Below are 26,578 nucleotides of genomic sequence, written 5' to 3'. Positions count from 1 at the left end.
TTAACAGAATGAAAATTCCAATAAAAAGCAAATTTTGCAATGCCCTTACAAAGTGAATTGATGAAAAACCTATCATTTCATTGGGCTATAAGCATACCCCTGACGACTTATTCGGCAATTTTCGCCACCCCCTTCACACTTTTCGGAAAAAATGATCCAAATACCATCATTTAGAACATATATTCCAACACGAAGACCTCGCGTGAATAAAAGTTGAACATCGAAACCTACACCACCCTCTTTCTGGACAAGTAACGTTCAGGCCGTAGAGACAAGGGGCTATAACAATGGATACCAGGCAAAAACGCTACAACATGAAGTATGTCATTCTCTGCTGTACTGTCGCGGCATTCGGCGGTCTGCTGATGGGATATGACTCTTCCATTATCTCCGGTGCAATCGAACCCTTAAGTGAATATTTCCAGTTAACGCCCGCTGAAACCGGCTGGGCCGTTTCCAATATCCTGCTCGGCAGTTTGATCGGCTGCTTTATGGCACCGCGCCTCAGCGACAAGCTGGGACGTAAAAAATCCCTCGCCATCACCGCCCTGCTGTTTACCGTTTCGGTGATCGGCACGGCGCTGGCGCATAACTTCACCGTGTTCGTCATCTTCCGCATGATTGGCGGATTAGCGATTGGCCTGGCCTCGGTGATTTCGCCTATCTATCTGGCCGAGCTGTCGCCTTCGAAGTTTCGTGGCCGTACCACCGCGCTCTATGCGGTGTGCTGCGTCGGCGGACAATCGGTGGTGTTGCTGACCAACTACTTCATCACCAAATCCACCTTGCCTGATGTGATGATCAACATGGGCTGGCGCTACATCCTCGCCACCGCGCTGGTGCCGTGCGCGCTGTTTATTTTGTTCATCGCCTTTATCCCGGAATCACCGCGCTGGAACGTGCTGAAAGGCAAGTACGATGAAGCGCTGGATACGCTGACCAAAATCTCTAACCGCGAACATGCCGAGAGCGTGTTCAACGAAATCAAACATTCGTTTTCTGATAAAACCGCGCAGCAGCACAAATCGCGTCTGCGTCTGGATAAAACCACCATTCCATTGCTGATTGTCGGCATCGGTTTGGCGGTGGGTAACCAGATCAGCGGTATCAACGTGATTCAGTACTTTGGGCCAACCTTGCTGAAAAACGTCGCGGGCAGCACTGACTCAGCGCTGCTGCAAACCTTCTGGCTGTCGATTTGTCAGTTTATTGGCGTGCTGGCGGGGATGATGCTGATCGATAAAGTCGGTCGTCGTAAGCTGCTGCTGCTGGGCGCAATCACCTCTTGCGTGTGCCTGACCTACTCCTTCATCGCCTTCTATTACCACTTGCCGGGTATGCTGGCGGTTATTGGCCTGTTCGCTTACATGATTTTCTTCGGTATGACGTGGGGGCAGATCGTCTGGACGGTACTGGGCGAAGTGTTCCCAACCGAGATTCGTTCGATTTGCGTGGGGATTTCCATCTGCGCGATGTCGATGGCTAACTTTGTTATCAGCAGCACCTTCCCGATCATGAACAGCAGCCCGATGCTGCTGGATATGTTCCACGGTGGCTTCCCGCTGTTGCTGTTCGCAATCTTCTCGCTGGGTATGTACTTCTTCACCTTCCGCTATCTGCCAGAAACGGCCGGCGTGTCGCTTGAGAAGATTCATGCGCTGGTGCTGCGTAAATTTAACGTCGAAGCAGAGTTGCCGGAGACGACGTCCACCGTGAAGGCGAGCGAATCATTTGATATTCCACGGCATTAATCGGTAAGGATAGGGATCTGCAGGGCGCTCTCTATGGCGCCCTTGTTAACTCAGGCGTTCGTACTGCTCAATCACCGCCAGCGCTAAGCCGTTGGCCGGATCGATACGCAGCGGCAAGAAATGCAGCGCGGTATGGGCGAAGGTAAAGGCCAGCGCACCGGCCTGCGCCGCCTGCTGCACCGCCTGCACAAACGCTGGCTGCGCATTCCACGGCCCATCAATAATGATGCTGGCCGGATTCACCAGCTGCATCACCTGACTCAACGCGTTGCCCAAGTGGGTGCCCGCCTGCGTCATCACCTCTTTCAGGATTTCCGGTTCGCTCTCGCCATTCTGCCAGCGCAGGCCCGGTTTACGTTTTGCCAGCTGCTGCTGAATGGCCGGTTTGCTCACCAGCGTTTCCAGACAACCTAAGCGACCGCAGCTACAGCGTTCGCCGTTGGGTTGCACGATAAGATGGCCGATCTCGCCCGCCGTCCAGCTGCTGCCGGTAAACACTTCGCCGTGTTCCACCAGCGCGCCACCTAATCCTTCAGAAATTCGCAGATAGAAATGGCTTTGCGACTTATTCAGTTCGAGTTGCTGCACCGAAAGCAGCGCCGCCGCTTTGACGTTATTCATGATACGCAGCGGCAGCGGCATCTCGTGGCTGAGGATGGTCATCACATCCACATCCTGCCAGCCCAAATGCGCGGAAAAATGCACCCAGCCGCGATGCGGATCGATGATGCCAGGGAAACCAATCGCCACGCCGAGCAGCTCGGGATGCGCCGCGTGCAAGGTCTGGCACACTTCCACCAGCTCATGCAGCAACTGCTCGGGATCGCTGGTTTCGGTGCGCCAGGTTTGCTCGGCAATCACCTGCGAGAAATAGTCGCACACGCGCCAGTGAATCGCCTGGCGCTCCACCATGATGCCCGCGCTTTTCAGCTTTTCGGCGCGCAGCGAGATTTCGATTTTCGGTCGTCCCGCTGACGCCACGCTAACCGGGCCGAGCTCATTGATCAGCCCGGCTTCCAGCAAATCATCGACAATCAGTGAAACGGTGTTTTTGCTCAGCTCGAGCGCTAATGCCAGATCCTGGCGGGAGGTGATGCGGGTGGTGCGCAGTTGCATCATCACCCGCTTCAGGTTGTTCAGGCGAAGTAGTGCTGGACCTTTACCGGCTGCTTTCATAGCACTCCTCAATACTCATCACCGCGCACACGGCTGCGATAACTTTCCCAGTCAAAGCGCACCCACAAGCTGTTGCCGAGGCGCATACGGTCCATCACGCGTTCACCCAGCAGCGAATTCATGCCGGCGGGATCGAGGTTCGATAACATGCCCGTTGGGCGTTTCGACGATGAGCGGCGATCAACAATCTGATTGATGATCACTTTTTCATAGCGCGATTCACTCTGCATGCCGATCTCATCGATCACCAGCAGATCCACATGGCTGAGATCGTGCAGCAGGCGCTCTTCAGTTAAATCGCTGCCGCCGCTGAAAGTGCCTTTCATGCTCGACATCAAGTCGGCCACGGTCACAATCAGCACGCTTTTACCGCGAATAATCAGATCGTTACCAATCGCCGCGGCAAGGTGGTTTTTACCGGTGCCGGGACGACCGGAAAAAACAAAACTGGAGATGCTGTTTTCAAATCCGGCGGCGTATTCGCGCGCCATGGCCAGCGCTTTGCGCTGCCCATCATTTTCCACGCGATAGTTGTCGAACGAGCAGTTCATGTGCAGCTCGCGGATGCCCGAGCGCCCCATGATGCGCTGCATTTTCATCGCGCGGTTTTCTCGCACAATCGCTTCCGAGCGCAAGCGGCCCTGTTCCTGGTTCCAGGCCAGCAGCTCCGCGCCGTTTTTGAATTTCGGCTGCACTTCGGACGGCATCATCTTTTTCAGGCGACTAAAAAGATCGTTCGGCGTTTTCATTACTCACCTCGGAATCCATCGGGAATATCGTAATCAGTATTGCTGATTTGCGTGAGATCGCGCTTTGGCTGTCCGCCATTGGCGGCGCGATTCATCTGCACGCTGCGCGCTAACTTCTGCTGCCACTGCACATGATGGAACAAACGGCCTTCCGCCTGCCAGTACGCCACAAACGTGGCCAGCTCGGCGGCGGTAACCGGTTCACTTAACGCCACGCCCCAGATGGCGGCCTGACGCTGAAAATCGCTATCGGGCTGCCAGCCTTCATACATTGCGAACTTGCCCACCGGCGTGGCGATGGGCGCGCTTTCGGTCTGAAACAGACTCTCATCCAGCGTGACATCATTGGGCTGCTGCGCGGCGGCTTCCAGCGCCAGCAGCTGCGCCAGACGCTGCGGCGTGAGCGCATAAAACGCCGGCGTATTGTTATGCAGCACCGCCAGCGTGCCGTTATCGGCCTGCTGCAGCACGGCGAGCGGGTCATGGCAGAAGCCATCCAGCCCCACCAACGTTGAAGATAAGATTTTGACTGACATGAAGAAACCTGACGTTAACCAGCATGGTGCGCCGGGCGGTAAATTCAGCCCGGCGTTATGCGGTAAGTGTACCTGTTTTAGGACAAGTGATCGTCAAAAAGGTCGCAGCGATTAGCGTGGCATCGTCAGCGGTTCGGCGCGATCCACATGGCGTGACGCGTGCGGCACCCGAACCGCGACAGGCTGCGGCCGGGTTTGCCAAAGATAGCGAGCCGATGCGATCAGGCACAGGCTGTAGCCAAACATCTCGCTGCCCTCTTCCGCCATGTTTTTTACCACGCGGTTATAGCCATCGAGCATCAGATGTTCCCACAGCTGATGCATGCCAAACAGGCGCGAAAACACCAAAATAGCCAGTAAACCTGCGGCCATCATCTGCCAGCTGCGATGCTGAACCAGCGACGCCAGGCCGGGCAGGATCTGGCGCGGCTGGCGGAAGGCCATCGCCAGACAGGCCGCCGTCGTCGCCAGCGCAAACCACAGCCATGCGCCGTGCCTGATGAAATCGAACAGGAAGTCCATCTCACGAATCAGCATGCAGCTGTAAAAACCGCCGATCAGGATCAGCACGCTGCGTTGTGATGGTCGCTGCCAGGCCGAGAGGAAATAGAAGGTGGCGATGAGCAAGAGCATCAGCTCCTGGGTGATTTCGGTGAAGGAGGTTTCGTGCAGGGCATCGTTCATCCAGTTGACGTCGATATAGATCATCGCCATACAGAAAACGAGCACCAATCCACTGATGAAAAAGGCCGTAACTTCACGGCTAATAAGAATAATATTGTTGCGCATATTGTGACCAAAGTAATGATTAGCGCGCTTAGTATATGGACCTCAGGTTTTGTCACTTCTCTTTTTATGCCGATTAGAAGCTGGCGCTGACGCCCAGGCTATAAATAAACTGCTCGCCGCTGGTCACTGCGCCCGTTTGCGCAAAAGAAGCAAAGGCCGCCATATTTTGCCCCAGCGGCATATTTGCGCCGACGCTGACATCCACCCAATTGTTTTCCCGTCCGTTGATATCCTCGGCTCGTTCGCGGGTGGGCGATGGCAACTCTTCATTTACCAGATGGCTGTAACTTACCTGCGCCCACGGCGATATCCCACTAAAGCTAGAATCCACGCGCCAGCCAACGGAGGCAATGTGCTCGGCGTTGTTGCTATCCACTCCTGCGCACTTCGGACAGCTCAAAGTCGAATCATCTACCGCAAACTGCGCCACCGGCCCGGTGCTCACCGCTTTACTCATCGGCATCGACCAGCCGGCAGAGTAGCGATTAACAAAAGGCGTAGCGCCGACGCTGGCGGTTTCACTGTGCATCACCAGCGCGTAGTCATTCGGCGAGTTAAGCGCGGCGTCAAACAGGTTGGCATCGGGGTTTTCTGTCAACATCAGGTGATTACTGGAAATTTTTTCAGCAAGTATGGCGTTGTAATTGGGCGCGCTATTCTGGCTCGATTGATCAAAGGCAAAGGCATTCCCGGCCAGAAAAAATAGCCACCAACCGCCAAAAGCCAGCGCAATTTTATGCTGGCCTGTCCGCTGACTTTTCTGCAACATGAAAGACTCCTGACGAGCCGGGAAGAGATGGGCGTTTAGGTTTTATAAGATCTATATCGGCGCCCCTTGTATAACTATTAATCGCTTTTGCCATTCGTCAAGGGAACTACCGCTATTTCATAGGCTAAGGGAGTGATGCAATGCAACGTTGTGGCTGGGTAACTGAGGATCCACTGTATCTGGCGTACCACGATAAAGAGTGGGGCGTGCCGCAAACCGATAAGCGAGTCTTATTTGAAATGGTCTGTCTTGAAGGCCAACAGGCCGGACTTTCATGGATTACGGTACTGAAAAAACGCGAAAACTACCGCCGCGCGTTCCATGAATTTGATCCCGCAGCCGTGGCGTTGATGGATGAAAGCGACATGGCACGGTTGATGCAAAATGCGGGACTGATTCGCCATCGCGGCAAGCTGGAAGCGATCATCAACAATGCGCGTGCCTTGCTGGCGCTGGAAGCCACCGGAGAGGAGTTTTCACGCTTTATCTGGTCTTTTGTCGACCATACGCCGATTTTGCACCGTTACGCTAACTACAAAGACGCGCCAACCACTTCCGAGCCCGCGATTGCGCTATCGAAAGCACTTAAGAAGCGTGGTTTTAAATTCGTCGGCCCCACAACCTGCCACTCATTTCTACAGGCCTGCGGCTTAATTAACGATCATCAAACCAGCTGTTTCTGCCATCCTGATAATCTTTAAAGCAAAAGTTTACAAATTAAGACTGACCCTCACGCATTTCCCCATAATTGAACGGCATAATAGTGCCGTTTTGGGACTTTTCCCTGTTTAAATCTGTGAGGGATTTTTCATGAATAAGCGTATTTTGGCGCTGACCTTGTTATTGAGCGGCAGCCTCGCGCTGTCGGGTTGTACCACCAATCCGTATACCGGCGAATCGCAGGCGGGTAAATCGGGCATCGGCGCCGGCTTAGGCGCGGTGCTGGGCGCGGGCGTGGGCGTGCTGTCGTCGTCGAAGAAAGATCGCGGTAAAGGCGCGCTGATTGGCGCGGCATCCGGTGCTGCACTGGGCGGCGGCGCGGGTTATTACATGGATGTGCAGGAAGCGAAACTGCGCGACAAAATGCGCGGCACCGGCGTCAGCGTGACGCGTCAGGGTGACAACATCGTGCTCAACATGCCAAATAACGTCACCTTTGATTCTAACAGCAGCAACCTGAAACCGGCGGGCGCTAACACCCTGACCGGCGTCGCGATGGTGCTGAAAGAGTATCCAAAAACCGCCGTGAATGTGGTGGGCTACACCGACAGTACCGGCACGCGCGCGCTGAATATGCGCCTGTCACAGCAGCGCGCCGACAGCGTGGCCAGCGGTCTGATTCTGCAAGGCGTGGCGCAAAACCGTCTGCGCACCCAAGGTTTAGGCCCGGATAATCCGGTTGCCAGCAACAGCACCGAAGACGGTAAAGCACAGAACCGTCGCGTTGAGATCACCCTCAGCCCACTGGGCTAAAAGTAAAGAGCCGATCTGCACGAACAGATCGGCTTTTGTCACATTTTTCCGCCTCTTTTGACACCATCTTTGTTAGAAAAAGCTAAAAAATTCGTAACCGATAGAGCCGCCTTTTCCTTTATGCTAGCGTGATCAAAAATTGATCAGTGGGACGCTATCATGTCACTCAAAGCCATCGCCGCTACCCTTGGCCTCTCAGTTACTACCGTGAGCCGGGCGCTAAATGGCTATGACGATGTAGCGGCAGTCACGCGTAAACGCATTGAAGACGAAGCGAATGCGCGCGGCTATCGCCCCAACGACGCTGCCCGCCGCCTGAAAACCGGGCGCGCCAATGCGGTCGGTCTGCTCTTTCCCATCAGCCACGCCTCGCTCAATGACAGCTATTACAGCCAAATGCTGCTGATGCTGGATCAACGCCTCGCCCAGCACGATATTGATTTGCTGTTGCTGCCTGACAAACCGCAAGGGCAACAGCGTAAGCTGATCCGCATGCTGCGCAGCGGCGCCATCGATGCGCTGATTTTAACCCACACCCTGCCGCAGGATGCGCGACTGCAACGCTTGCAGCAGAAGGGTTTCCGCTTCCTGACGCTCGGCCGCAGCGAGCTGCCGCTGCCGTACGCGTGGATTGATTACGATAATCACGCCGGTACCTTTCTGGCGGCAGAACACTGCCTGCAACAAGGGTGGCCGCGTCTGGCCTATCTCGGCAGTAACGAAACGGCGACTTACATCCTCGATCGCCGCCAGGGTTTCATTGATGCACTGATTCAGCATCAGGCGCCGGTCGATCAATCCCTGATGGCCGCGCTACCCGCCACGCGCCGCTCCGGCTATCAGCAAACCAATGCCTGGCTGGCCCAAGGCGACGCGCCGCAGGCGATCATCACCGATTGCAGCACGCTGGGTGAAGGTGCCGCGATTGCGCTGCAGCAGGCGGCCCGCCTGAAGGGCGCGCAGGCGATTCCGCTGTATGTGTATGATGGATTGCCGCCCGATTCGATTGTCGATCAGCCGGTGAACTCCATTCTGCAATCATCGCAGCAGCATATTGGCGAGCGCATCGCCGAAATGGTGCTGCAACTGCTCGATGATGTGCCGCCGAGCGAGCTGCAAACGCTCTGGCAACCGGTGCTGCGACTCACTTCTGACGCGCAATGATTGCGCCAGGCGCGAGCTGTGTTAGTCTTCGCCTGTTTCTTTTCAGCAGGTGTAAGCAATGAAAACCAGGCCGCCACGAGCCACAATCAGTGACGTTGCCCGTACGGCAAAAACCGGTAAAACCAGCGTTTCCCGCTATCTGAATGGCGAAGTGAATCTGCTCTCGCCCGATCTCAAAGCCCGTATCGAACAGGCCATCGCCGAGCTCAACTATCGTCCCAGCCAGATGGCGCGCGGACTGAAACGCGGCCGCACGCGTTTGATTGGCCTGATCATTGCCGATATCACCAATCCTTACTCGGTTGACGTGCTGAGCGGCATCGAAGCGGCGTGTCGTGCGCAGGGCTTTACCCTGCTGATGTGTAACACCAACAATGAAGTCGATCTCGAACAGCATTACCTGCAACTGCTCAGCAGCTATCAGGTGGAAGGCATTGTGGTTAATGCCGTGGGCATGCATGAAGAAGTGCTCAATCGCCTGCAACAGTCGATGCTGCCGATGGTATTGATTGACCGGAAAATCCCCGATTTCGCCTGCGATATGGTGGGGCTCAACAACGTTGAAGCCTCCACGGTTGCGACCCAACATTTGCTGGATAACGGCTATCAAGCCCTGCTCTTCCTTAGCGAGCCGCTCGGCAGCGTCAACACCCGCCGCGAGCGCCTGCGCGCCTTCTACGACACGGTAAAAAACGCGCCAGAGATTGCGGCAGAGAATGCCGAGATAGCGCTGCATCAGCCCGACGCGCTGGAAAAACAGCTGCGGGAATTCCACCAGCGCCATCCCGACAAACGCTGTGCGGTGATCGCCGCCAACGGCGCGCTGACCTTGCAAGTGGCGCGCGCGCTGCAGCGCCTTGCGCTGCGCTGGGGCGAAGCGATTGGCCTGCTGGGCTTTGACGAACTGGAATGGGCGGCGCTGGCGGGCGTCGGCATCACCACCTTGAAACAGCCCACCTGGCAGATTGGTTACGCCGCGCTGGAGCAGGTTATCGCGCGCATTGAGGGCAGCGAGCAATCGGTCAGCGAACAGCTCTTCTCCGGCGAACTGATCGTACGCGGCTCCAGCCAGCCGCTGCGCTAAGCCAGCCTTTTATGGCTCACTTCGTGAGCATGATCATAATTTCACGGTCTGCGCCTTTCCTTTGGAACCGGTTCCATTTAGGTTTTTTATAACGAATGGGATGTGGTCATGCCCGGAGAAACGTGATGAAACCAGAAATTATTGTTGTAACTGCCGCTTACGGCGCGCAGAAAGTAGCGGAATTGGGTGGACAGGCCGCGCTGTTGCCGCTGATCAAACAGGCCGGCGCGGATGGCGTCGAAATCCGTCGCGAGCTGTTCAACGAAAATGAACTCTGCCTGCTGCACGCGCTCGGCAATGCAATTTCCCAGCATCAGCTGAGCGCCAGCTATTCCGTGCCGGAAGCGTTGTGGCTGGATGATGGTGCGCTGAATCCGCGTCTGGCGCAGTTCCTGCAGGAAGCCGAACAAATCGGCGCTCAGCGCCTGAAAGTGGCGCTTGGCCATTTTGTTGAACTTGATGCGCGCGCGCTGCTCGATGTACTTAAAGCATCAACGGTGACGCTGGTGGTTGAGAACGATCAAACGCCAGACAGCAAACTGGCGCCGATGCTGCGCTTCTTCCATCAGGCTTGCGATGCCGCATTGCCGCTGGATATGACCTTCGATATGGGCAACTGGCAGTGGACCGGCGAAGACGGTTTGCAGGCCGCCGCGCAACTCAGTCGCTACGTTAGCTACATCCACGTTAAAGCGGCGGTGCCACACGGCGCTACTTTCCGCGCGATCGCGCTGGATCAGGCCGACGATAGCTGGCGCACGCTGCTGAACGCGCTGCCAACCGACGCACCGCGCGGCATCGAATTCCCGCTGGAAGGCGCGGATTTGCTGGCGGTCACTCGCCATTACGTTGACCTGCTGCGTGCAGCGTAAGGAGCCGATGATGACGCAAAAAACGCTGGATGTGGTGACGATTGGTGAAGCGATGGCGATGTTTATCGCCCAGCAAACCGGCGATCTCGCCGCAGCGGAAGGCTTCGTCAAACGCATTGCCGGTGCCGAACTCAACGTGGCGATTGGCCTGGCGCGCCTCGGTTTGCAGGTCGGTTGGGTGAGCCGCGTCGGCGACGACAGTTTTGGTCGCTTCACACTGCAACAGCTGGCAAAAGAGGGCGTCGATCACCGCTGCGTCACCACGGACGCACGCTATCGCACCGGCTTCCAGCTCAAGTCCCGCGTCGATGACGGCTCCGATCCGGAAGTCGAATATTTCCGCAAAGGCTCCGCCGCCAGCCATCTGTCGCCCGACGATTTCAACGACGACTACTTTGGCAGCGCGCGCCATCTGCATCTGAGCGGCGTGGCGGCGGCAATCTCTGACAGCTCGCTTGCCCTGGCGCAACACGCGGCAAAAGAGATGCGCGCGCGGGGCAAAACCATCTCCTTCGATCCCAATCTGCGTCCGGTGTTATGGCGCAGCGAAGAGGAGATGCGCAAGCAACTCAATCATCTGGCGGAATACGCCGATTGGGTGCTGCCGGGCGAGAAAGAGGGTTTGATTCTCACCGGCTACCGCCAGCCGGAAGCCATCGCCGATTTCTACCTCGATAAAGGGGTGAAAGCGGTGGTGATCAAAACCGGTGGCGACGGCGCCTGGTACAAAACCGCCGACGGCCAGCAAGGCCAGGTCGCACCGATTCGCGTCGAGAATGTGGTCGATACCGTGGGTGCCGGCGACGGCTTTGCCGTTGGGCTGATCAGCGCTCTGCTGGAAGGCAAATCCCTGCCGCAGGCGATTCTGCGCGGTAATAAGATCGGCTCGCTGGCGATTCAGGTCGCTGGCGACAGCGAAGGCCTGCCGACGCGCGCGGCATTGGGCGATTACTGATAACAGCACAATCCCGTAGCGGCGCGATGCATCGCGCGCTTTTCGCAGCGGCTTTGCTGCCCGAAGCGCAATAAATTGCGCCGCTAGGGGTCCGTACGAAACCAAATAGCTGTACCCACTACAACAATATCGCGAGACGCATCCACTGAATGCGTCCACCTCAACCAGAGGAGTCACCCATGAAATCGCAGACAATCGCGCCAAAACGCTGGTGGTTTATCATGCCCATCGTGTTTATCACCTACAGTCTGGCGTATCTGGACCGGGCGAACTTCAGTTTCGCCTCTGCCGCAGGGATAAATGACGATCTCGGCATCACCAAAGGCATGTCATCGCTGCTGGGCGCCCTGTTCTTCCTCGGCTACTTCTTCTTCCAGATCCCCGGCGCGCTGTACGCCGAACGTCGCAGCGTGAAGAAGCTGATTTTCTGGTGCCTGATTTTATGGGGCGGCTGCGCCTCGCTGACCGGTGTGGTCAGCAACATTCCGATGCTGGCGGCGATCCGCTTTGTGCTCGGCGTGGTGGAAGCGGCGGTAATGCCGGCGATGCTGATCTATATCAGCAACTGGTTTACCAAATCCGAACGTTCGCGCGCCAATACCTTCCTGATCCTCGGTAATCCGGTGACGGTGCTGTGGATGTCGGTGGTTTCCGGCTATCTGATTGAGTCCTTTGGCTGGCGCGAGATGTTTATCATTGAAGGCATCCCGGCAGTGATCTGGGCGGTGGCCTGGTGGTTCCTGGTGCAGGACAAACCTGCCCAGGCCAAATGGATGAGCGAAAGCGAGAAAGCCGCGCTGCAGGCGCAGCTGCAAAAAGAGCAGGAAGGGATTAAAGCGGTACGTAACTACGGTGAAGCGTTCCGTAATCGCAACGTGATCCTGCTGTGCCTGCAATATTTTGCCTGGAGCATCGGCGTGTACGGTTTTGTGCTGTGGCTGCCGTCCATTCTGCGTAACGGTTCGCAGATGGGCATGGTGGAAGCCGGTTGGCTGTCTGCGGTGCCGTATCTGGTGGCGACCATTGCGATGATCGTGGTGTCGTGGGCGTCAGATAAAACTCAGAACCGTAAACTATTTGTCTGGCCGCTGCTGCTGATTGGCGCGCTGGCGTTCCTCGGTTCGTATCTGGTGGGTTCCAGCAACTTCTGGCTGTCGTATACGCTGCTGGTAATTGCCGGTGGGGCGATGTATGCGCCTTATGGTCCGTTCTTCGCCATCATTCCGGAGATGTTGCCGCGCAACGTCGCCGGTGGTGCGATGGCATTAATCAACAGCATGGGCGCACTGGGTTCCTTCGTCGGATCGTGGATTGTAGGCTATCTTAATGGCGCGACCGGTTCGCCTGCCGCCTCCTACATTTTCATGGGTGCTGCGCTGCTGGCTTCGGTTTGGCTGACGTTGATCGTCAAACCAGCCCAGAACAAAACGCCGCCGCCCGTTCACGGGGCGAAGCACGCGTAATCGATTCGGGAGGCCTTAAAGCCTCCCCTACATTTTAAAGGGAGCAAAAGATGAAACCTGCTGTGATTCTTTATAAGAGCCTGCCAGATGACCTGCGCACCAAACTGGATGCCCATTTCACCGTCACTGAAGTGCATGACATTTCCCCGGAAACTATCGAAAAGCACGCGGCACAGTTCGAACAGGCGCAAGGTTTGCTCGGCTCTGGCGGCAAAGTGGATGGCGAGCTGCTGGCAAAAATGCCCGCGCTGCGCGCCTGCTCCACTGTGTCGGTGGGTTACGATAACTTCAACGTTGATGCGCTGAATCAACGCAAAGTGCTGCTGATGCACACACCAACCGTGCTGACCGAAACCGTCGCCGATACCATGATGGCGCTGGTTCTGAGCACCGCGCGCCGCGTGACCGAGCTGGATAAGTGGGTCAAAAACGGCGAGTGGAAAAAGAGCATCGGCCCGGATCATTTCGGCATTGATGTGCACCACAAAACCCTCGGCATTCTCGGCATGGGCCGCATCGGCCTGGCGCTGGCGCAGCGTGCGCACTTTGGCTTCGGCATGAACATTCTCTACAACGCGCGTCGTCAGCATGAAGAGGCGGAAACCCGCTTTGGTGCGCGTGCCTGCGATCTGGAAACCTTGCTGAAAGAGAGTGATTTTGTCTGCATCAGCCTGCCGCTCACTGAACAGACGCACCATATGATTGGCGCGGCGCAGCTCAAGCTGATGAAGCCAAGCGCAATTCTGATCAACGCCGGTCGCGGTCCGGTGGTGGATGAGCAGGCGCTGACTGCGGCGCTGAAAGACGGCACTATCCACGCCGCCGGTCTGGATGTGTTCGAAGTTGAACCGGTGCCTGCCGATGCCGAAATTTTGACACTGCCGAACGTGGTCGCGCTGCCGCACATCGGTTCCGCCACCCATGAAACCCGTTACGGCATGGCGCGCGACGCGGTCGATAACCTGATCGCCGCCCTGAGCGGCAAAGTCGAGAAAAACTGCGTTAACCCGCAGATCCAAGGCTAAGCTTGCCTTTTACCCATTGCGCCTGCCAGCGGCGGGCGCTATGGTGGTTCCCCATTCGATTTCACAACGTTTTAACTTCCTATGTCCTTTTCTCAGTTCGGCGACAAATTTACTCAACACTCCGGCATCTCACGTCTGATGGAAGACATGGGTGAAGGCCTGCGCACGCCCGGCACCATCATGCTTGGTGGCGGTAATCCGGCGCAGATCCCGGCGATGAATGACTATTTCAACCAGTTGCTGATGCAGATGCATCAGGACGGCCAGCTGAGCGAAGCGCTGTGCAACTACGATGGTCCGCGCGGCAAAGCGCTGCTGCTGGATGCGCTGGCGAAGATGCTGCGTGAGGAACTTGGCTGGCCATTAACCGCGCAAAACATCGCGCTGACCAACGGCAGCCAGAGTGCGTTTTTCTATCTCTTCAACTTGTTCGCCGGACGTCGCGCCGACGGCAGCAAAAAGCGCGTGCTGTTCCCGCTGGCACCGGAATATCTCGGCTACGCCGATGCCGGTCTGGAAGAGGATCTGTTTGTCTCCGCCAAGCCAAACATTGAGCTGCTGCCGAAAGGCCAGTTCAAATATCACGTTGATTTCGACCATTTACCGCTGAATGACGATGTCGGCCTAATCTGCGTTTCGCGCCCGACCAACCCAACCGGCAACGTGATCACCGATGATGAACTGCTGCAGCTGGATGCGCTGGCGCAGCAGCACGGCGTACCGCTGTTGATAGATAACGCGTACGGCGTGCCGTTCCCCGGCATCATCTTTAGCGAAGCGCGCCCGCTGTGGAATCCCAATACCATTCTGTGCATGAGCCTGTCGAAACTCGGCCTGCCCGGCGCACGTTGCGGTATTATCGTCGCCGATGAGAGCACCATCACCGCCATTGGCAACATGAACGGCATTATTAGTCTGGCGCCGGGCAGCATCGGTCCTGCGATTGCTAATGAGATGATCGTACGCGGGGATTTGCTGCGGCTGTCGGAAGAGGTGATTAAGCCGTTCTATCAGGCTAAAGTGAGCGAGACGATTGCGATTCTGCGCCGCTATTTGCCGGAAGATCGCTGCCTGATTCATAAACCTGAAGGTGCGATTTTCCTCTGGCTGTGGTTCCGCGATCTGCCGATCAGCACCGAAACGCTGTATCAGCGCCTGAAAGCGCGCGGCGTGCTGATGGTGCCCGGCCACTTCTTCTTCCCCGGTCTGGAACATGAATGGCCGCATACCCATCAATGCATGCGCATGAACTATGTGCCGGATGCTGAGAAGATTGAGCGCGCGGTGCAGATATTGGCGGAAGAGTTGGAAGCCGCATTTAGCGATTAATCGGCCAGGTCGCCATAAATGGCGACCCTACAACTCAATTCGCCGGCAACGACAGCTGGCACCACTGCGCCAGCTGCTGAATCGCCTGCTCCACTTCGGCATTCCAGCCAAACCCGGCGTTGAGTCGGAAACAGTGATCGTAGCGGTGATCGGTGGCGAAAATGTGGCCCGGCGCGATACCGATACCCGCGTTGCGCGCCTTGAGAAACAGCGCGCGCACATTCAGCGCACCGATCGGCATTTCCACCCATAACACATAGCCGCCTTCAGGATCAGACACCCGCGTGCCCGGCGGGAAGTAGCGCAGCACCGCCTGACGCATATGCTGGATTTGATTCTTCAACTCGCGCCGTAGCTTACGCAGATGCGCATCATAGCCGCCGCTGCGCAGCAGTTCGGCAATCGCTGCTTGCGACAACACCGACGTGCCCATGCTGGTGGTGTATTTCAGCGAGGCGATTTTGCGCATGTAGTTGCTGCTGTGCACCCAGCCAATGCGAATACCCGGCGCAACCGTTTTCGAGAAGCCGCTGCACAAAATAGCGTTCGGGCTGAAGGCGCGCATCGGGAACGGACGGCGCTCGCCAAACGCGGTATCACCGAAGATATCATCCTCAATGATCACCACATCGTTCTCGTCGGCCTGACGCGCGATATAGGCTTTCTGCTCGTTGGGAATGCTTTTGCCGAGCGGATTATTGATGTTGTTGATGGTGAGATACGCCTGCACCGCTTTGCGCTGGAACAGTGAAGTGAGTTTTTCCACATTGACGTAACCTTCCGGCCCCGCTTCCACCTCAATCACCCGCAGATTGAGGTTATGCAGCATCTGCAGCAACACGAAATAGCACGGCGATTCCACCGCGACGATATCGCCGGGCCGCGTGGTGGCGCGTAGCGCCAGCGAAATCGCTTCGATGCAGCCGTTGGTGATCAGGATGTCATCCGCATTGATATTGCAGCCATAATCCACCGCGCGGCGTGCAATTTCATTTTTCAGCGGCGCATAACCGGTGCCTTTTACGGTATTCCCCAGCAGCGCCGGTTTGCTGTAACCCATCTGGCGCATCAGCAAACCAATCTTCTTCACCGGATAGAGTGAAAGGTCGCCGTTGGCCAGATCCAGCCGCACGCGGCAGTCTGAACCGAGCATCGCCAGATGCAGCTCGGTCTGCTCATCGAGCGGCGCCACTTCGCGCGCTTGCTCGTTGATGAGCGTGGGAAAGGTTTTATTAACAGGCCGCGGTGCGACAAAAAAACCGGACTTGGGACGCGCCACCGCGTAGTGCTCATCCTCAAGCGTGCGTAATGTTTTCAGCGCGGTGGTCATGCTGACGCTGTACTGCGTCGCCAGCGTGCGCACCGACGGTAAACGGCTGTCGGGCGGCAGCGAACCGCTGTGAATGGCTTGTTTTATCTGCTCTGCGATTTGACGGTAACGACTGCCCTGTTCCGTTTCACCCGCCATCTGTTCCACCCTATTTCGTCCGGATCTGTGCGTTTTCTCCAGATTACATTCAAAGTACTTTAGGCTGCATTAGTTAATTGATAACCCGCGCAATCGTCTTTAAGGCATTCATTCCGTAGCACCTTCGTGGCCCATTTCCCGTCTGATGCCGCCAGCACGGCAGCAGCGACTTTTTAGCCAAAGGATGAAGTGAAAATGAATAATCTGTCCACCCTGATGCGAGAGATTAGTGGATATCTCACCCCCACGATTATTGATTCCGCGCAACACTGTTCACGCCGTTTACTTGCCGCGCTCCCGGATGCCACTCACCCGGAGAATAACCGCGTGCTGCTGGCCTACGGCGGCGGCAAAGACAGCAGCTATATGGTGGCGTACGTGCGCTACATTCAGGGGCTGATCTGGCAGCAACATGGCAGCACCTTTCAGCTGCGCATCAGCACCAATCGCCATGCGGCAATGAACGACAGCGTAATGGAGAATATCGATCGCGTGTATCGCGCGTTGCACATCCACGATGATGACTTTACCGAATGTCTGGTGACTGACGGCCTGCAAATCCGCCACTTCGATCGCCATTTACCGATGCCAGACAGTGTGCGCCAGCAGAATCGCAACGATGTGCTGATGAATGGCCATCGCTTCCGCGCCGATGCGCGCTCCACGTTTTGTAACGCCTGTAATCTCAGCATGGTCAACTCGTTTGGCCTGGCGGCGCATTACGACGGCGGCGTTGATGTGATCATCACCGGCGATTCGCCGCAGGAGCAAACCGCTTATCTGGCGTGGGCGCGCCATCTTTCGCGGCTGTTTGCGGCGCCGGTGGCGGATAAATCGCGCGGCTTTAGCGGCTTCCTGCAGACGCTGGATGGCGTGGCCGAGCGCTATTTCGCCGATATCTACGGTGCCGATCAGGTGACGCCCGCGCATCGTATTACCTGGCAGCTGGAACGCGATCCGCTGTTCTTCAATATCTATCAGGACACTGCGTATGAAGCAGGCGCGCACTGGGCGCTGCTGACTGAATTTATGCATTTCCGCTTTGATGAACTGATGTTCAGCTTTTCCGAATCGGACTGCGGTAACCCGACGTTAATGGCACATATTCGCGGTCTGCGTGCGGAGACGCTGTTGCAGCGCAGCTACGCCGAAGGCATTCGCGAATATGTGCGCTTTGCGCTCGGGCTGATGGTGAAAAAAGATTTCCCGCCGCAGCTGATTGATGAGATGGCGGCACGTTATCAGGACGATGAGGCGATTAAGCGCGCCCGCCAGCGCGCCGCGCAGTTCGCCGAACAGGCATTTGGCCTCAATGAAACCCAACTGGTTTGCATGATCTATTCGCCGTTTATCGCCGAAGGCAATCAGCTGAAAAGCTGGTTGCAGCAGTTGGTCGATGCGCCGGACGAAGCGGCAGTGCGCGCCTTGCTGCGCGGCGAGAGCGACGACCTGGGGCTGGCGCAGCAGCTGGAGCAACGCTCTGGTTTGACCGTGGCGCAGATGCGTCACTGCTGGCGTAGCAAGCAGGTGAGTTCACTGCTGGACGAACAGCGCGGCGATGCGCTTTCGCGCGTGCTGCGTTTTGATCCGCACAAAGCAGTGATTCAGGTGAATAACGGGGTCATGCAAGACGTCGTCACTGAAGTGATCTCCGGGCGTTAACCCGGTAAGGCAACGCGATGAGAAAGATTTTCCTGCAGATTGGCGCCACCCGCGACGGACAAAATCCTTACTGCGCGGTGGCCAAGCGCGACGGCTACTTTACCGTGCTGGCGGAGATGGGCGATTTCGTCGATTACCAATCGCTGAGCATCCCGTTGCCGTTCGATCTGATTGTGCGGCTCGATCGCCCGGAAAATCCGTGGGATGTACTGCAAGCCTGTTTGCATGCCGGGTTGATGGAGCATCCTCACGTGGTGCTGGCGGGCTTTGAAGTTTACAACGCCAGCGCCGGTCGCGTACGCGAACTGCTGGCGGGGCCCGACGCCGGTGCCAGCTTTATTCCGCCGGATAAGTACGCGCAGCGTATGGCGTTGCGCAAAGCCTGGCAGCACTTTCCGCAGCCGGAGTTTCGCTTTTTTGCCTCGCCGCTCAGCATTCGGGATGCGCGAGACGCGTTGCTCTATCCCTGCGTGATCAAGCCGGTTGACGGCGGCGGCGGTCTTGGCGTCTGGCTGGTGAAACAGGCCAGCCAGCTTGATGCGGTGATCGGCAAGCTGGTCGACACCATGAATTACGGCGGGCGCGGCTTCAGCGGTTTTATCGTGGAGAGCTGGCTGGCGGGCGATGAGTATTCGCTGCAAGGCGTGGTGGCGAACGGCCATGCGGTGGCGCTGACCTGCTGCCAAAAGGTGATCGAACACCATAGCGATGCCGAGGGCTGCGTTAGTTTTTACGAATCCGGCCATGTGGCGGTCGCCGCGCAGCAACTGCCCGCCAGCTTTAGCAGCCTGATGAGCTTCTGCTGCGAAACCTTCGGCTATCGTCAGGGCGCATTTCACATCGACTTCATTTTGGTCAACGGCGAACCGCATTTCCTTGAAATGGGCTTCCGCCTTTCCGGCATGGGCGTGGTGAATCTGGTGCAGGAAGTCACCGGCATCAACTGGGCGGAAGTGGCGTTCCACATCGAAGCCGGTCACGGCATGCCGCCGCTGCATTTTCCGGCGCAGCCGCAGGCGGTGGGCCGCGTGCGTTTGCGTCAGCGCCTGCAGTATGACGCGGCTGAGCGCTGGATCGCACAGCATCAGCGCGGTCAGCTGTTGCCGCCGCTCAATCTGCCCGCGCTGGCAGTTTCGCCACGCTCTTCGCTGTATGCCGATTTAACCCGCCACGCCGGCATTCTCGCCACCTTGCGTCTCGCAGCCACCAGCCGCGACGACATTCTGGCGGTGTTCCATCAGATCCTTGAGGCCTCATCGCTCACCATTCGGAGAGATTTACTATGTGCAGAATGATTGTGGCGCACGGCCAATTTGATGCCGCCGCAGTGCTGGACGCCGCGCGTGCCATGAGCTGCGGCGAAACCGCCACGCACGAAGGTCCGATTAAACAGCATCCCAACGGTTGGGGCTGTTTATGGCTGGAGCAAGGGCACATTCGCACGCTGCACGGCACCGGCACGTTCGCCGATGCGCTGCCGACCATTGATGTTGATCGCCTGCGCGGCCGCTTTCTGGCGGTACATGTGCGCCACGCCACGCTGAGCAAAAATCACGGTATCGAATTTTCCCATCCGCTGTGGCGCACCAGCGGCGACACGCAGTGGTACATGATGCATAACGGTTTTTTGCCCACCGTTTATCAGCAATTGGGCATGGCGGAGTCGCGTTTCGATTCCGCGGAGTATCTCGAATATATGGTGGATCGCGCCACGCCCGCCGATTTCACCCGCGATTATCTGCGCGACAAGATGGCGCAGGTCGCGCCGGGCGGCAGTTCGGCCAACGCCATTTTTGTCACCCGCGATAAAGCCTGGGCGTGGCAATGGCATCCCGACGACACGCCCTATCCCAACTATTTCACGCTGCACCGCTTACAGAAAAACGACACCACTTTCATCTCTTCTGAACCTATTTCAGCACTGGGCACGGCGTCTGAATGGCGTCGTATGAACAACCATGAACTTCATGAATTTCCAATTGGGGAGTGATCAACATGGCGATTTTCAATCAGATCCGCGTTATTCATCCAAACATGTTTGTGGAGAGCACCTGGCTGGATGACATCGTGACGGCGCGCGTGCCGCTGCTGGTGTTACGTAACTTCCTCAAGCCGGACGTGCGCGCAGCGGTGGTGGAGGATTTGCAGCAGTGCCGCGAACAGGTGCGGGTATCGCACTATTCAAACGGCGCGCTGACCACGCTCGGCCCTTATCTGGCGAAGCACACCGCTGCGCCGGAAAACTACTTCACCGAGCTGCGCGATATTCAGCACGCGCTGCCGTCGTCGCTGCACTGCCTGCGCGATCAGATCTATAACTGGGTGCAGCACGCGCTGCGCCTGGAAAGCCTGCAAACCGCTAATGAGCCCGAACTTGGCGATTACGCCGGTTCGATTGTGCGCTTCCACGCTGACGGCGTCGCCAATCCCCTGCATAACGACAACATCGTGCGCGATGCCGCCGGCAGCGGATTGGCGGTGACCCGCATCTTGCACCAGCTGAGTTGCGTGGTTTGTTTGCAGGAGTGCAACGCCGGCGGCGCGCTGCGCATCTTCAATAAGAAGTGGCAGCCGGTAGATGAATGGTACAAAACGCCGGGCGAACTGGGTTATCAAACCGGCGTCATCGAGCACAGCGAGGTGTGTGAGTTCTCACCGCGCAGTGGCGATATCTATCTGTTTAACCCGGCGTTTTATCACGAAATTGATCGCGTGGAAGGCGACACGCGCATCACCATGGGCTTCTTCTTTGGCCTGACCGACAAAAAAATGAAACACGCCATCGCCTGGAGTTAACGCCAGGTTTTCGACGAGGAGACGAACATGAATACCTATGAAAAAGTAGCGGCCCTGCTGGATCACCATCAGGCGCGTTATCGTGTGGTGGAGCATGAAGCCATCGGCCAGACCGACCTGATTAGCGAGATTCGCGGTAACGATCTCAATCAGGCGGCCAAAGCGATGGTGCTGGAAGTGACGATGCCGGATGGCGCGGATGCGCGCTATCTGCTGGCGATTGTGCCGGGCGACTGCAAGATCAACTTCAAAAGCGCCGCACGCGCCATTGGCGGCAAGAAGTCGAGCTTTGCGGCGCCAGAGAAAGCGCAGGAGTTAACCCAGTGCGTAATGGGCGCGGTGCCGCCGTTTAGTTTTGATGACCGGCTAGCGCTGCGCGTCGATGTGCGCCTGCGCGATGTCGGCACGCTGTGGTTTAACGCCGGGGCACTGGATCGCTCCGTGGCTTTACAGGTGGATGATTTCTTTAAGGTTGTCGGTGATGAATGTTGTGCCGAGATCGCAACACCGGTGACGGCAACCGCCTGATCGCGGCAGTAAGGACTGTGTATGTCAGTGAAAGATATGTTGTTAGCCCTGCTGGTTGTGGTGGCGTGGGGCGTGAATTTTGTGGTGATTAAGCTGGGCCTGCAGGATATGCCGCCTTTTTTACTGGCGGGATTGCGGTTTAGCCTGGTGGCGTTTCCGGCGATCTTGTTTGTGAAGCGTCCGGCGATTCCGCTGCGCTGGCTGATCGTCTACGGCATGACCATCAGCTTCGGCCAGTTCGCCTTTCTGTTCCTCGCCATCAAGCTGGGCATGCCGGCAGGATTGGCGTCGCTGGTGTTACAGGCGCAGGCCTTCTTCACGCTGCTGTTGGGGGCGCTGTTCCTGGCGGAGAAGTTACGCTGGAATCATATCGTCGGCATTTTGGTGGCGACGCTCGGCATGTTTATGCTGGCAACCGCAGGCATGGCAGGCCAAACCACAGCGGGCATTACGCTCACTACCATGATGCTGACGCTGGCTGCGGCGCTGTCGTGGGGCCTCGGCAATATCACCAACAAAATCATTTTGCGTAACCGCAAAGTGCCGGTGATGTCGCTGGTGGTGTGGAGTGCGCTGGTGCCGATCGTACCGTTCTTTGCCTGCTCATGGCTGTTCGATGGCGAAGCGGCGATTATCACCAGCCTGCTGCACATTTCACTGCAAACGGTGTTGGCGCTGATCTATCTCGCCTTTATCGCCACCATTGTCGGCTACGCGATATGGGGTAATTTGCTGAGCCGCTATGAAACCTGGCGCGTGGCACCGCTGTCGCTGCTGGTGCCGGTGGTGGGGATTCTCAGTGCGGCGCTGATTCTCGGTGAAACCTTGTCGATTCAGCAGATGATCGGCGTTTCAGTGATCATCCTCGGCCTGCTGGTGAATGTGTTTGGCGGCATGGTCAGTCAGCGATTATTGGTACGCACCTAAACAAAAACGCCGCTTTTCAGCGGCGTTTTTTTAACTCACATCCTGATTACAGAATTTCGATACGACGCGGTTTCGCCTCTTCCGGGACAATGCGAATCAGATCGATGCTCAGCAGACCATTTTCCAGACGCGCATCGCGCACCGTGATGTGATCGGCCAGCTGGAATTTGCGCTCGAAGTTGCGCTCGGCGATACCCTGATACAGGTATTTACGCTCCGGCTGCTCTTCAGGATGTGCGCCGCGCACCACCAGCACGTTGTCATGCGAGGTGATATCTAACTCGCTCTGGGCAAAGCCCGCCACGGCAATGGTGATACGGTAGAAATTCTCATCCACCAGCTCAACGTTATACGGAGGGTAGCCACCATTGGCCTGGTTTTGGTTGGACTCAAGCAGGTTAAACAGGCGATCGAAACCAATGGCAGAACGATAAAGTGGGGTGAGATCAAAGTTACGCATAATAAGACTCCTGATATTCAGCAAGTTTAGGCAACCTTCCACCATGGACAGGTTGTGCAATCCGTTGCTGTCCCTTCCGGCAACAGCAACAAGACCGTTCCTTAAAAGTGGGTGCAGCCTGGTCGCTTTCAAGGGCTGATGCGTATTTTTTTACAGCAAATCTGGCGATATGACATACACTCAGGGGACCAATCGCCTGAGATCCAAGACGCAGCCACAGAGCTTTGCTTAACGTCAGGTGACACACTCCAGCCAGGGCCATGCCATGACTGAAGGGATGATGATGATGAATATGATGAAACGCTTTCCACTCACAGCTGTGCTGGTTTGCAGTACCTTTGTTACTTCAGGTTGCTCCAGCGTTATGTCTCACACCGGCGCCAGTCAGGGCTACTATCCCGGCACGCGCGCCAGCGCAGAGATGATCACTGACGATAACACCAGCTGGGCGATCAAGCCGCTGGCGCTGATCGATCTCCCGTTCTCAGCGGTGATGGACACCGTGCTGCTGCCGTGGGATTACTTCCGTTCTGACGACGATAAAAGTAAGGATTCGATTCACGAGCGCGTGATGCAGAGCGAAAAAATGGCCGGCACGCAAGCCAGCCTGGCGACCGCCGCGTCTATGCCCGCGCAGCCGCACTGACGCAAAACAGCTGCCGCCAGCCGTCCACTTCCCGCATATAAGCGATCTTTTCGCCATCCGGCGACCAGACCACTGCATCACCGGATGGCGCATGATCGCTGCGTAGCGTTAAGCGCGTACAGGCTCCCGTCGCCATTTCACAGCGCATCACACTGTTATCACAGATAAAGCATATCGCGCCGCCTTGTGGATGCCAGCTAAAGGCCGACTGAATGCTGCTCGCCAGCTGCGTCACCTGGCGTGGCTGGCCGCCATTCGGTGAAACCGTCCACAGCTGAATCACGCCATGTTCGTCCGCCAGCAAAAAGGCGATGGCGCTGCCATCCGCGGAGGCGCGCAGCCAGTGGCGCGGTTGCAGTGCCAGGCCATGGGTGTGCGTGATGCGTCGCTGCTGCACGCCAGCTGGCGGCGCAGGCAATTTATCCGCCGTGCCCTGTAAGGGCGAAGCACCCGCTTTGGCGTAATCGGCTAACGCGGCGGGCAGATCCACCACAAACACTTCTGGCACTTTGTCGCCGTTGGCGGCGCGCGTATCGCCGATAAAGGCGATGGCCCAGCGCTGCCAGCTGCCATCCGTTTTCTGATAGCCTTGATTCCCGATCCAGCACTCTTCATAGGCACGATCAATCTGGTCGCTGCCCGGCTGAGGATCGCGCTGCGTCTGGCTGACCAGCACGCAATAATGGCTGCCCTCATATTCACGCGGATGCTGTTTAGGCGGACACACCGGATGCAGCGGCACGGCTATGCCGACGTTACGCAGGTCTTCGCCGGCATCCTTTTCATGCATCACATGATCGTTGTAGGTAAAACTCAGGCGCGAACCATCCGGGCTGAAGACGTGGACATGCGAGCCACCGCGCAGCGCGCCGGGCGTGTAAGGCGCGGTGATATCGCAGGCATCGAGGTTCTCAGCGATGCCATGCTGCACGATCACGCCGCGTCGGTGATGAAAATCGTAGCGCCAGTGCGCATCCGGATGTTCCGGACCATGAATGCAAACGTAACGCGGCGGCAGATTCGGACTGACGGTGACGACGCCAACGTGTGCGCCATCGCGCGCCTGATACAGCACTTCAACGGCACCGCTCGCCACGTTGACGCGCTCGATAGTCAGGCTGGTAAAAGAGGCGCCGGAAGGTCGCACATCAAATGCCAGCCACTGGCTGTCGCCGGTCCAGACGTTGATGTTGGTGAGTTGATGATGACGCGCGGCAAAGGTGATTTGTTTTTCTGACATTAGGCAACCTTCCATCTAACAGTTGCCGGATAAATTACGTGATTTGGGGGGGCGATGCGAATAAACACTGTTGCGGTTATCAGCAAGGTCGCCATAAATGGCGACCCTACGACACGGTTTTGTAGGGTGCGCATTTATGCGCACCTGGTCGCGAGCGGGTTAACCTACGCGTTTTACATCTCCGACCAGCAGGATGTAGGACAGCGCGCCGATCAGCGCTACCGCCGAGATATACACCAGCGCCGGTGCAAAGCCGTAATCCTGCGCCAGATAACCCACCACCAGCGGCACGGTGATGCCGCCCAGGCCGCCAACAAAGTTGAACATGCCGCCGGTCAAACCAATCAGGCGCACCGGTGCCAGCGAGGAGACCAGCGACCAGGTAATTGAGGCGAAGCCATTGCCGAAGAAGGCGATCGCCATCAGCGTCATAATCCATATCGGATCGTTGGTGTAGTTCGCGCCCATGATGCAGGTGGAGATCAGTAGACCGCAGATGATCGGCGTTTTGCGCGCAAAGCCCAGCGAACGGCCACTGCGCACCAGACGATCGGCGACGATACCCGAGAGAATCACGCCAACGAATGCCGCGAGGAAGGGCACTGTGGTCATGAAGCCCGCGGTGAGCGCCGCGATGTGTTTTTCCTGCGTCAGATAGTTCGGGAACCAGGTCAGGAAGAACCACAGCGTGGATGTGACGGCGAACTGGCCAAGATAGACGCCGCACAGCTTGCGGTGGAACACCAGTTTCCAGTCGGCGGCGGTAAGTTTGGTGCGGGCTTTCTTTTCGCTCGGCGCATCGCCATCCACCATCGCGCCACCATCACGGATGTAATCCAGCTCGGCTTTATTGATGCCTTTGCTTTGGCTGGGTGCCTGATAGAACTTAATCCAGATGAACGACCAGATGATGCCGATGCCGCCGGTAATAATGAAGACCCAATGCCAGCTCAGCAGTTCCTGAATCCAGATCAGCAAGGGCGTGAGGAACGCCAGACCAACAAACTGACCGGACGTGTAGAAGCCGACGGCGGAAGCGCGCTCCTGCTCCGGGAACCAGCTGGTCACCAGCCGGTTATTGGTCGGGAAAGCCGGCGCTTCAAATATGCCGGTAATCGCACGCAGACCAATTAATGATAATAAGCCGGTGGCAAAACCCTGCAATAACGTCGCAACCGACCAGCCAAAGATGGCAATAAAATAGGTTAAGCGTGAACCCACGCGATCGAGGAACCAGCCGCCGGGAATCTGGCATAACGTATATAACCAGGCAAAGGCCGAAAATACATAACCCATTTGCGCTTTAGTAATACCGAACTCTTCCTGAATATGCGCGGAAGCGACGGCTAAATTAGCGCGATCGACATAACAAATGACCACCGTAATAAATATCATCAGCAGCGTGATATAACGACGGCGCGTCGGTTTGGCGTGAACAGCAGAGAGATCCATGGTGTTTCTCCGTAATCGGTTTTGCCGTTTGGGCACGACAGAGCACGCCCCGGCAAATATAGGGTAGCGATATCAAAGGTAAAACCGCTTCAGCGGTAAATAAGCTGTGCCGGGAAACAGGCTGAGCGCAGCCCTGTGCCTTATTTCACCGGCATATAATTATCGAGATTTAATAAAATTTAATACCCTAAAGAATTCGAGTTGCAGAAAGGCGGCAAGCGAATGAATCCCCCGGAGCTTACACTAGTAAGTGACTGGAAGAAT

26 protein-coding genes are annotated in these 26,578 nt (G+C 56.9%); 17 read left to right on the top strand and 9 right to left on the bottom strand.

Annotated features, from left to right (window positions below):
* Positions 1-287 precede the first annotated feature (287 nt).
* Positions 288-1,751, top strand: a complete 1,464-nt coding sequence (locus K5Y32_RS20720; RefSeq protein ID WP_101763868.1) for a sugar porter family MFS transporter — start codon at positions 288-290, stop codon at positions 1,749-1,751.
* Positions 1,752-1,796: 45 nt separating this feature from the next.
* On the opposite strand, the gene K5Y32_RS20715 is transcribed toward K5Y32_RS20720, so the two are convergent.
* From K5Y32_RS20715 to K5Y32_RS20695, 5 genes are all read right to left on the bottom strand, one after another.
* On the bottom strand, positions 1,797-2,927 hold the full coding sequence (locus tag K5Y32_RS20715; protein ID WP_101763869.1) for an ROK family protein: 1,131 nt from the start codon (positions 2,925-2,927) through the stop codon (positions 1,797-1,799).
* Between the two features lie 8 nt (positions 2,928-2,935).
* Positions 2,936-3,676 carry a DNA replication protein DnaC gene (gene dnaC / locus K5Y32_RS20710; RefSeq protein WP_007893471.1) on the bottom strand — a complete coding sequence of 247 codons (741 nt, stop codon included), beginning with the start codon at positions 3,674-3,676 and terminating at the stop codon, positions 2,936-2,938.
* Positions 3,676-4,212, bottom strand: a complete 537-nt coding sequence (gene dnaT, locus K5Y32_RS20705; RefSeq protein WP_101763871.1) for a primosomal protein DnaT — start codon at positions 4,210-4,212, stop codon at positions 3,676-3,678. The genes dnaC and dnaT overlap by 1 nt, the downstream gene beginning before the upstream one ends.
* A gap of 111 nt (positions 4,213-4,323) precedes the next feature.
* Positions 4,324-5,001: a hypothetical protein gene (locus tag K5Y32_RS20700; RefSeq protein WP_222185638.1), complete on the bottom strand. Its 678-nt coding sequence runs from the start codon at positions 4,999-5,001 to the stop codon at positions 4,324-4,326.
* A gap of 73 nt (positions 5,002-5,074) precedes the next feature.
* A complete protein-coding gene (locus K5Y32_RS20695; RefSeq protein ID WP_222185637.1) occupies positions 5,075-5,770 on the bottom strand; it encodes an autotransporter in 696 nt (231 codons plus the stop codon).
* 140 nt (positions 5,771-5,910) lie between these two features.
* On the opposite strand from K5Y32_RS20695, the gene K5Y32_RS20690 reads away from it, so the two are divergent.
* From K5Y32_RS20690 to K5Y32_RS20650, 9 genes are all read left to right on the top strand, one after another.
* The gene (locus K5Y32_RS20690) at positions 5,911-6,471 is read left to right on the top strand and encodes a DNA-3-methyladenine glycosylase I (protein WP_101763874.1); all 561 of its coding nucleotides are present in this window, start codon (positions 5,911-5,913) and stop codon (positions 6,469-6,471) included.
* Positions 6,472-6,580: 109 nt separating this feature from the next.
* On the top strand, positions 6,581-7,243 hold the full coding sequence (locus tag K5Y32_RS20685; RefSeq protein WP_101763875.1) for an OmpA family lipoprotein: 663 nt from the start codon (positions 6,581-6,583) through the stop codon (positions 7,241-7,243).
* 159 nt (positions 7,244-7,402) lie between these two features.
* Positions 7,403-8,407: a LacI family DNA-binding transcriptional regulator gene (locus K5Y32_RS20680; RefSeq protein WP_222185636.1), complete on the top strand. Its 1,005-nt coding sequence runs from the start codon at positions 7,403-7,405 to the stop codon at positions 8,405-8,407.
* Positions 8,408-8,465: 58 nt separating this feature from the next.
* Positions 8,466-9,491 (top strand): LacI family DNA-binding transcriptional regulator, encoded by a 1,026-nt coding sequence (locus K5Y32_RS20675; protein ID WP_101763877.1) that lies wholly within the window; start codon positions 8,466-8,468, stop codon positions 9,489-9,491.
* 125 nt (positions 9,492-9,616) lie between these two features.
* The gene (locus K5Y32_RS20670; RefSeq protein WP_192236812.1) at positions 9,617-10,363 is read left to right on the top strand and encodes a sugar phosphate isomerase/epimerase; all 747 of its coding nucleotides are present in this window, start codon (positions 9,617-9,619) and stop codon (positions 10,361-10,363) included.
* A 10-nt stretch (positions 10,364-10,373) separates the two neighbouring features.
* Positions 10,374-11,318 (top strand): sugar kinase, encoded by a 945-nt coding sequence (locus K5Y32_RS20665; RefSeq protein ID WP_222185732.1) that lies wholly within the window; start codon positions 10,374-10,376, stop codon positions 11,316-11,318.
* A 179-nt stretch (positions 11,319-11,497) separates the two neighbouring features.
* Positions 11,498-12,781, top strand: coding sequence for an MFS transporter (locus tag K5Y32_RS20660; protein WP_101763879.1), 1,284 nt, complete (start codon positions 11,498-11,500; stop codon positions 12,779-12,781).
* 50 nt (positions 12,782-12,831) lie between these two features.
* Positions 12,832-13,806: a glyoxylate/hydroxypyruvate reductase GhrB gene (gene ghrB, locus K5Y32_RS20655; protein WP_192236811.1), complete on the top strand. Its 975-nt coding sequence runs from the start codon at positions 12,832-12,834 to the stop codon at positions 13,804-13,806.
* A gap of 81 nt (positions 13,807-13,887) precedes the next feature.
* On the top strand, positions 13,888-15,135 hold the full coding sequence (locus tag K5Y32_RS20650; RefSeq protein WP_222185635.1) for a valine--pyruvate transaminase: 1,248 nt from the start codon (positions 13,888-13,890) through the stop codon (positions 15,133-15,135).
* 34 nt (positions 15,136-15,169) lie between these two features.
* Here K5Y32_RS20650 and K5Y32_RS20645 read toward each other — a convergent pair whose 3' ends face one another.
* Positions 15,170-16,603, bottom strand: coding sequence for a PLP-dependent aminotransferase family protein (locus tag K5Y32_RS20645; protein ID WP_222185634.1), 1,434 nt, complete (start codon positions 16,601-16,603; stop codon positions 15,170-15,172).
* A 195-nt stretch (positions 16,604-16,798) separates the two neighbouring features.
* Between K5Y32_RS20645 and K5Y32_RS20640 the strand changes: the two genes are divergently transcribed.
* The 6 genes from K5Y32_RS20640 to K5Y32_RS20615 are packed head-to-tail and all read left to right on the top strand — an operon-like array spanning position 16,799 to position 22,516.
* Complete coding sequence (locus K5Y32_RS20640) at positions 16,799-18,265, top strand: hypothetical protein (RefSeq protein WP_222185633.1); 1,467 nt, start codon at positions 16,799-16,801, stop codon at positions 18,263-18,265.
* Between the two features lie 17 nt (positions 18,266-18,282).
* Complete coding sequence (locus K5Y32_RS20635) at positions 18,283-19,560, top strand: acetyl-CoA carboxylase biotin carboxylase subunit family protein (protein ID WP_222185632.1); 1,278 nt, start codon at positions 18,283-18,285, stop codon at positions 19,558-19,560.
* On the top strand, positions 19,548-20,255 hold the full coding sequence (locus tag K5Y32_RS20630) for a class II glutamine amidotransferase (protein ID WP_110868247.1): 708 nt from the start codon (positions 19,548-19,550) through the stop codon (positions 20,253-20,255). The genes K5Y32_RS20635 and K5Y32_RS20630 overlap by 13 nt, the downstream gene beginning before the upstream one ends.
* A gap of 5 nt (positions 20,256-20,260) precedes the next feature.
* The gene (locus tag K5Y32_RS20625) at positions 20,261-21,061 is read left to right on the top strand and encodes a hypothetical protein (protein WP_222185631.1); all 801 of its coding nucleotides are present in this window, start codon (positions 20,261-20,263) and stop codon (positions 21,059-21,061) included.
* A 27-nt stretch (positions 21,062-21,088) separates the two neighbouring features.
* Positions 21,089-21,589 (top strand): YbaK/EbsC family protein, encoded by a 501-nt coding sequence (locus K5Y32_RS20620; protein WP_101763886.1) that lies wholly within the window; start codon positions 21,089-21,091, stop codon positions 21,587-21,589.
* A gap of 21 nt (positions 21,590-21,610) precedes the next feature.
* Entirely contained in the window at positions 21,611-22,516 is a 906-nt protein-coding gene (locus tag K5Y32_RS20615) for an EamA family transporter (protein WP_110868246.1), read from the top strand.
* A gap of 46 nt (positions 22,517-22,562) precedes the next feature.
* On the opposite strand, the gene ibpA is transcribed toward K5Y32_RS20615, so the two are convergent.
* Positions 22,563-22,976, bottom strand: coding sequence for a small heat shock chaperone IbpA (gene ibpA / locus K5Y32_RS20610; protein ID WP_101763888.1), 414 nt, complete (start codon positions 22,974-22,976; stop codon positions 22,563-22,565).
* A gap of 286 nt (positions 22,977-23,262) precedes the next feature.
* On the opposite strand from ibpA, the gene K5Y32_RS20605 reads away from it, so the two are divergent.
* Positions 23,263-23,622, top strand: a complete 360-nt coding sequence (locus K5Y32_RS20605) for a YceK/YidQ family lipoprotein (RefSeq protein WP_304622225.1) — start codon at positions 23,263-23,265, stop codon at positions 23,620-23,622.
* Here the strand turns inward: K5Y32_RS20605 and K5Y32_RS20600 are convergent.
* Both K5Y32_RS20600 and K5Y32_RS20595 read right to left on the bottom strand, forming a co-directional pair.
* Positions 23,600-24,862 (bottom strand): DUF3748 domain-containing protein, encoded by a 1,263-nt coding sequence (locus K5Y32_RS20600; RefSeq protein ID WP_222185630.1) that lies wholly within the window; start codon positions 24,860-24,862, stop codon positions 23,600-23,602. The two genes, K5Y32_RS20605 and K5Y32_RS20600, sit on opposite strands and share 23 nt — an antisense overlap.
* Positions 24,863-25,021: 159 nt before the next feature.
* Complete coding sequence (locus K5Y32_RS20595) at positions 25,022-26,314, bottom strand: MFS transporter (RefSeq protein WP_222185629.1); 1,293 nt, start codon at positions 26,312-26,314, stop codon at positions 25,022-25,024.
* Positions 26,315-26,578 lie beyond the last annotated feature (264 nt).

The organism is Pantoea sp. DY-15 (assembly GCF_019795935.1).
Lineage (GTDB): Bacteria > Pseudomonadota > Gammaproteobacteria > Enterobacterales > Enterobacteriaceae > Pantoea > Pantoea leporis.
This window is presented reverse-complemented; position numbering and strand designations above follow the sequence as displayed.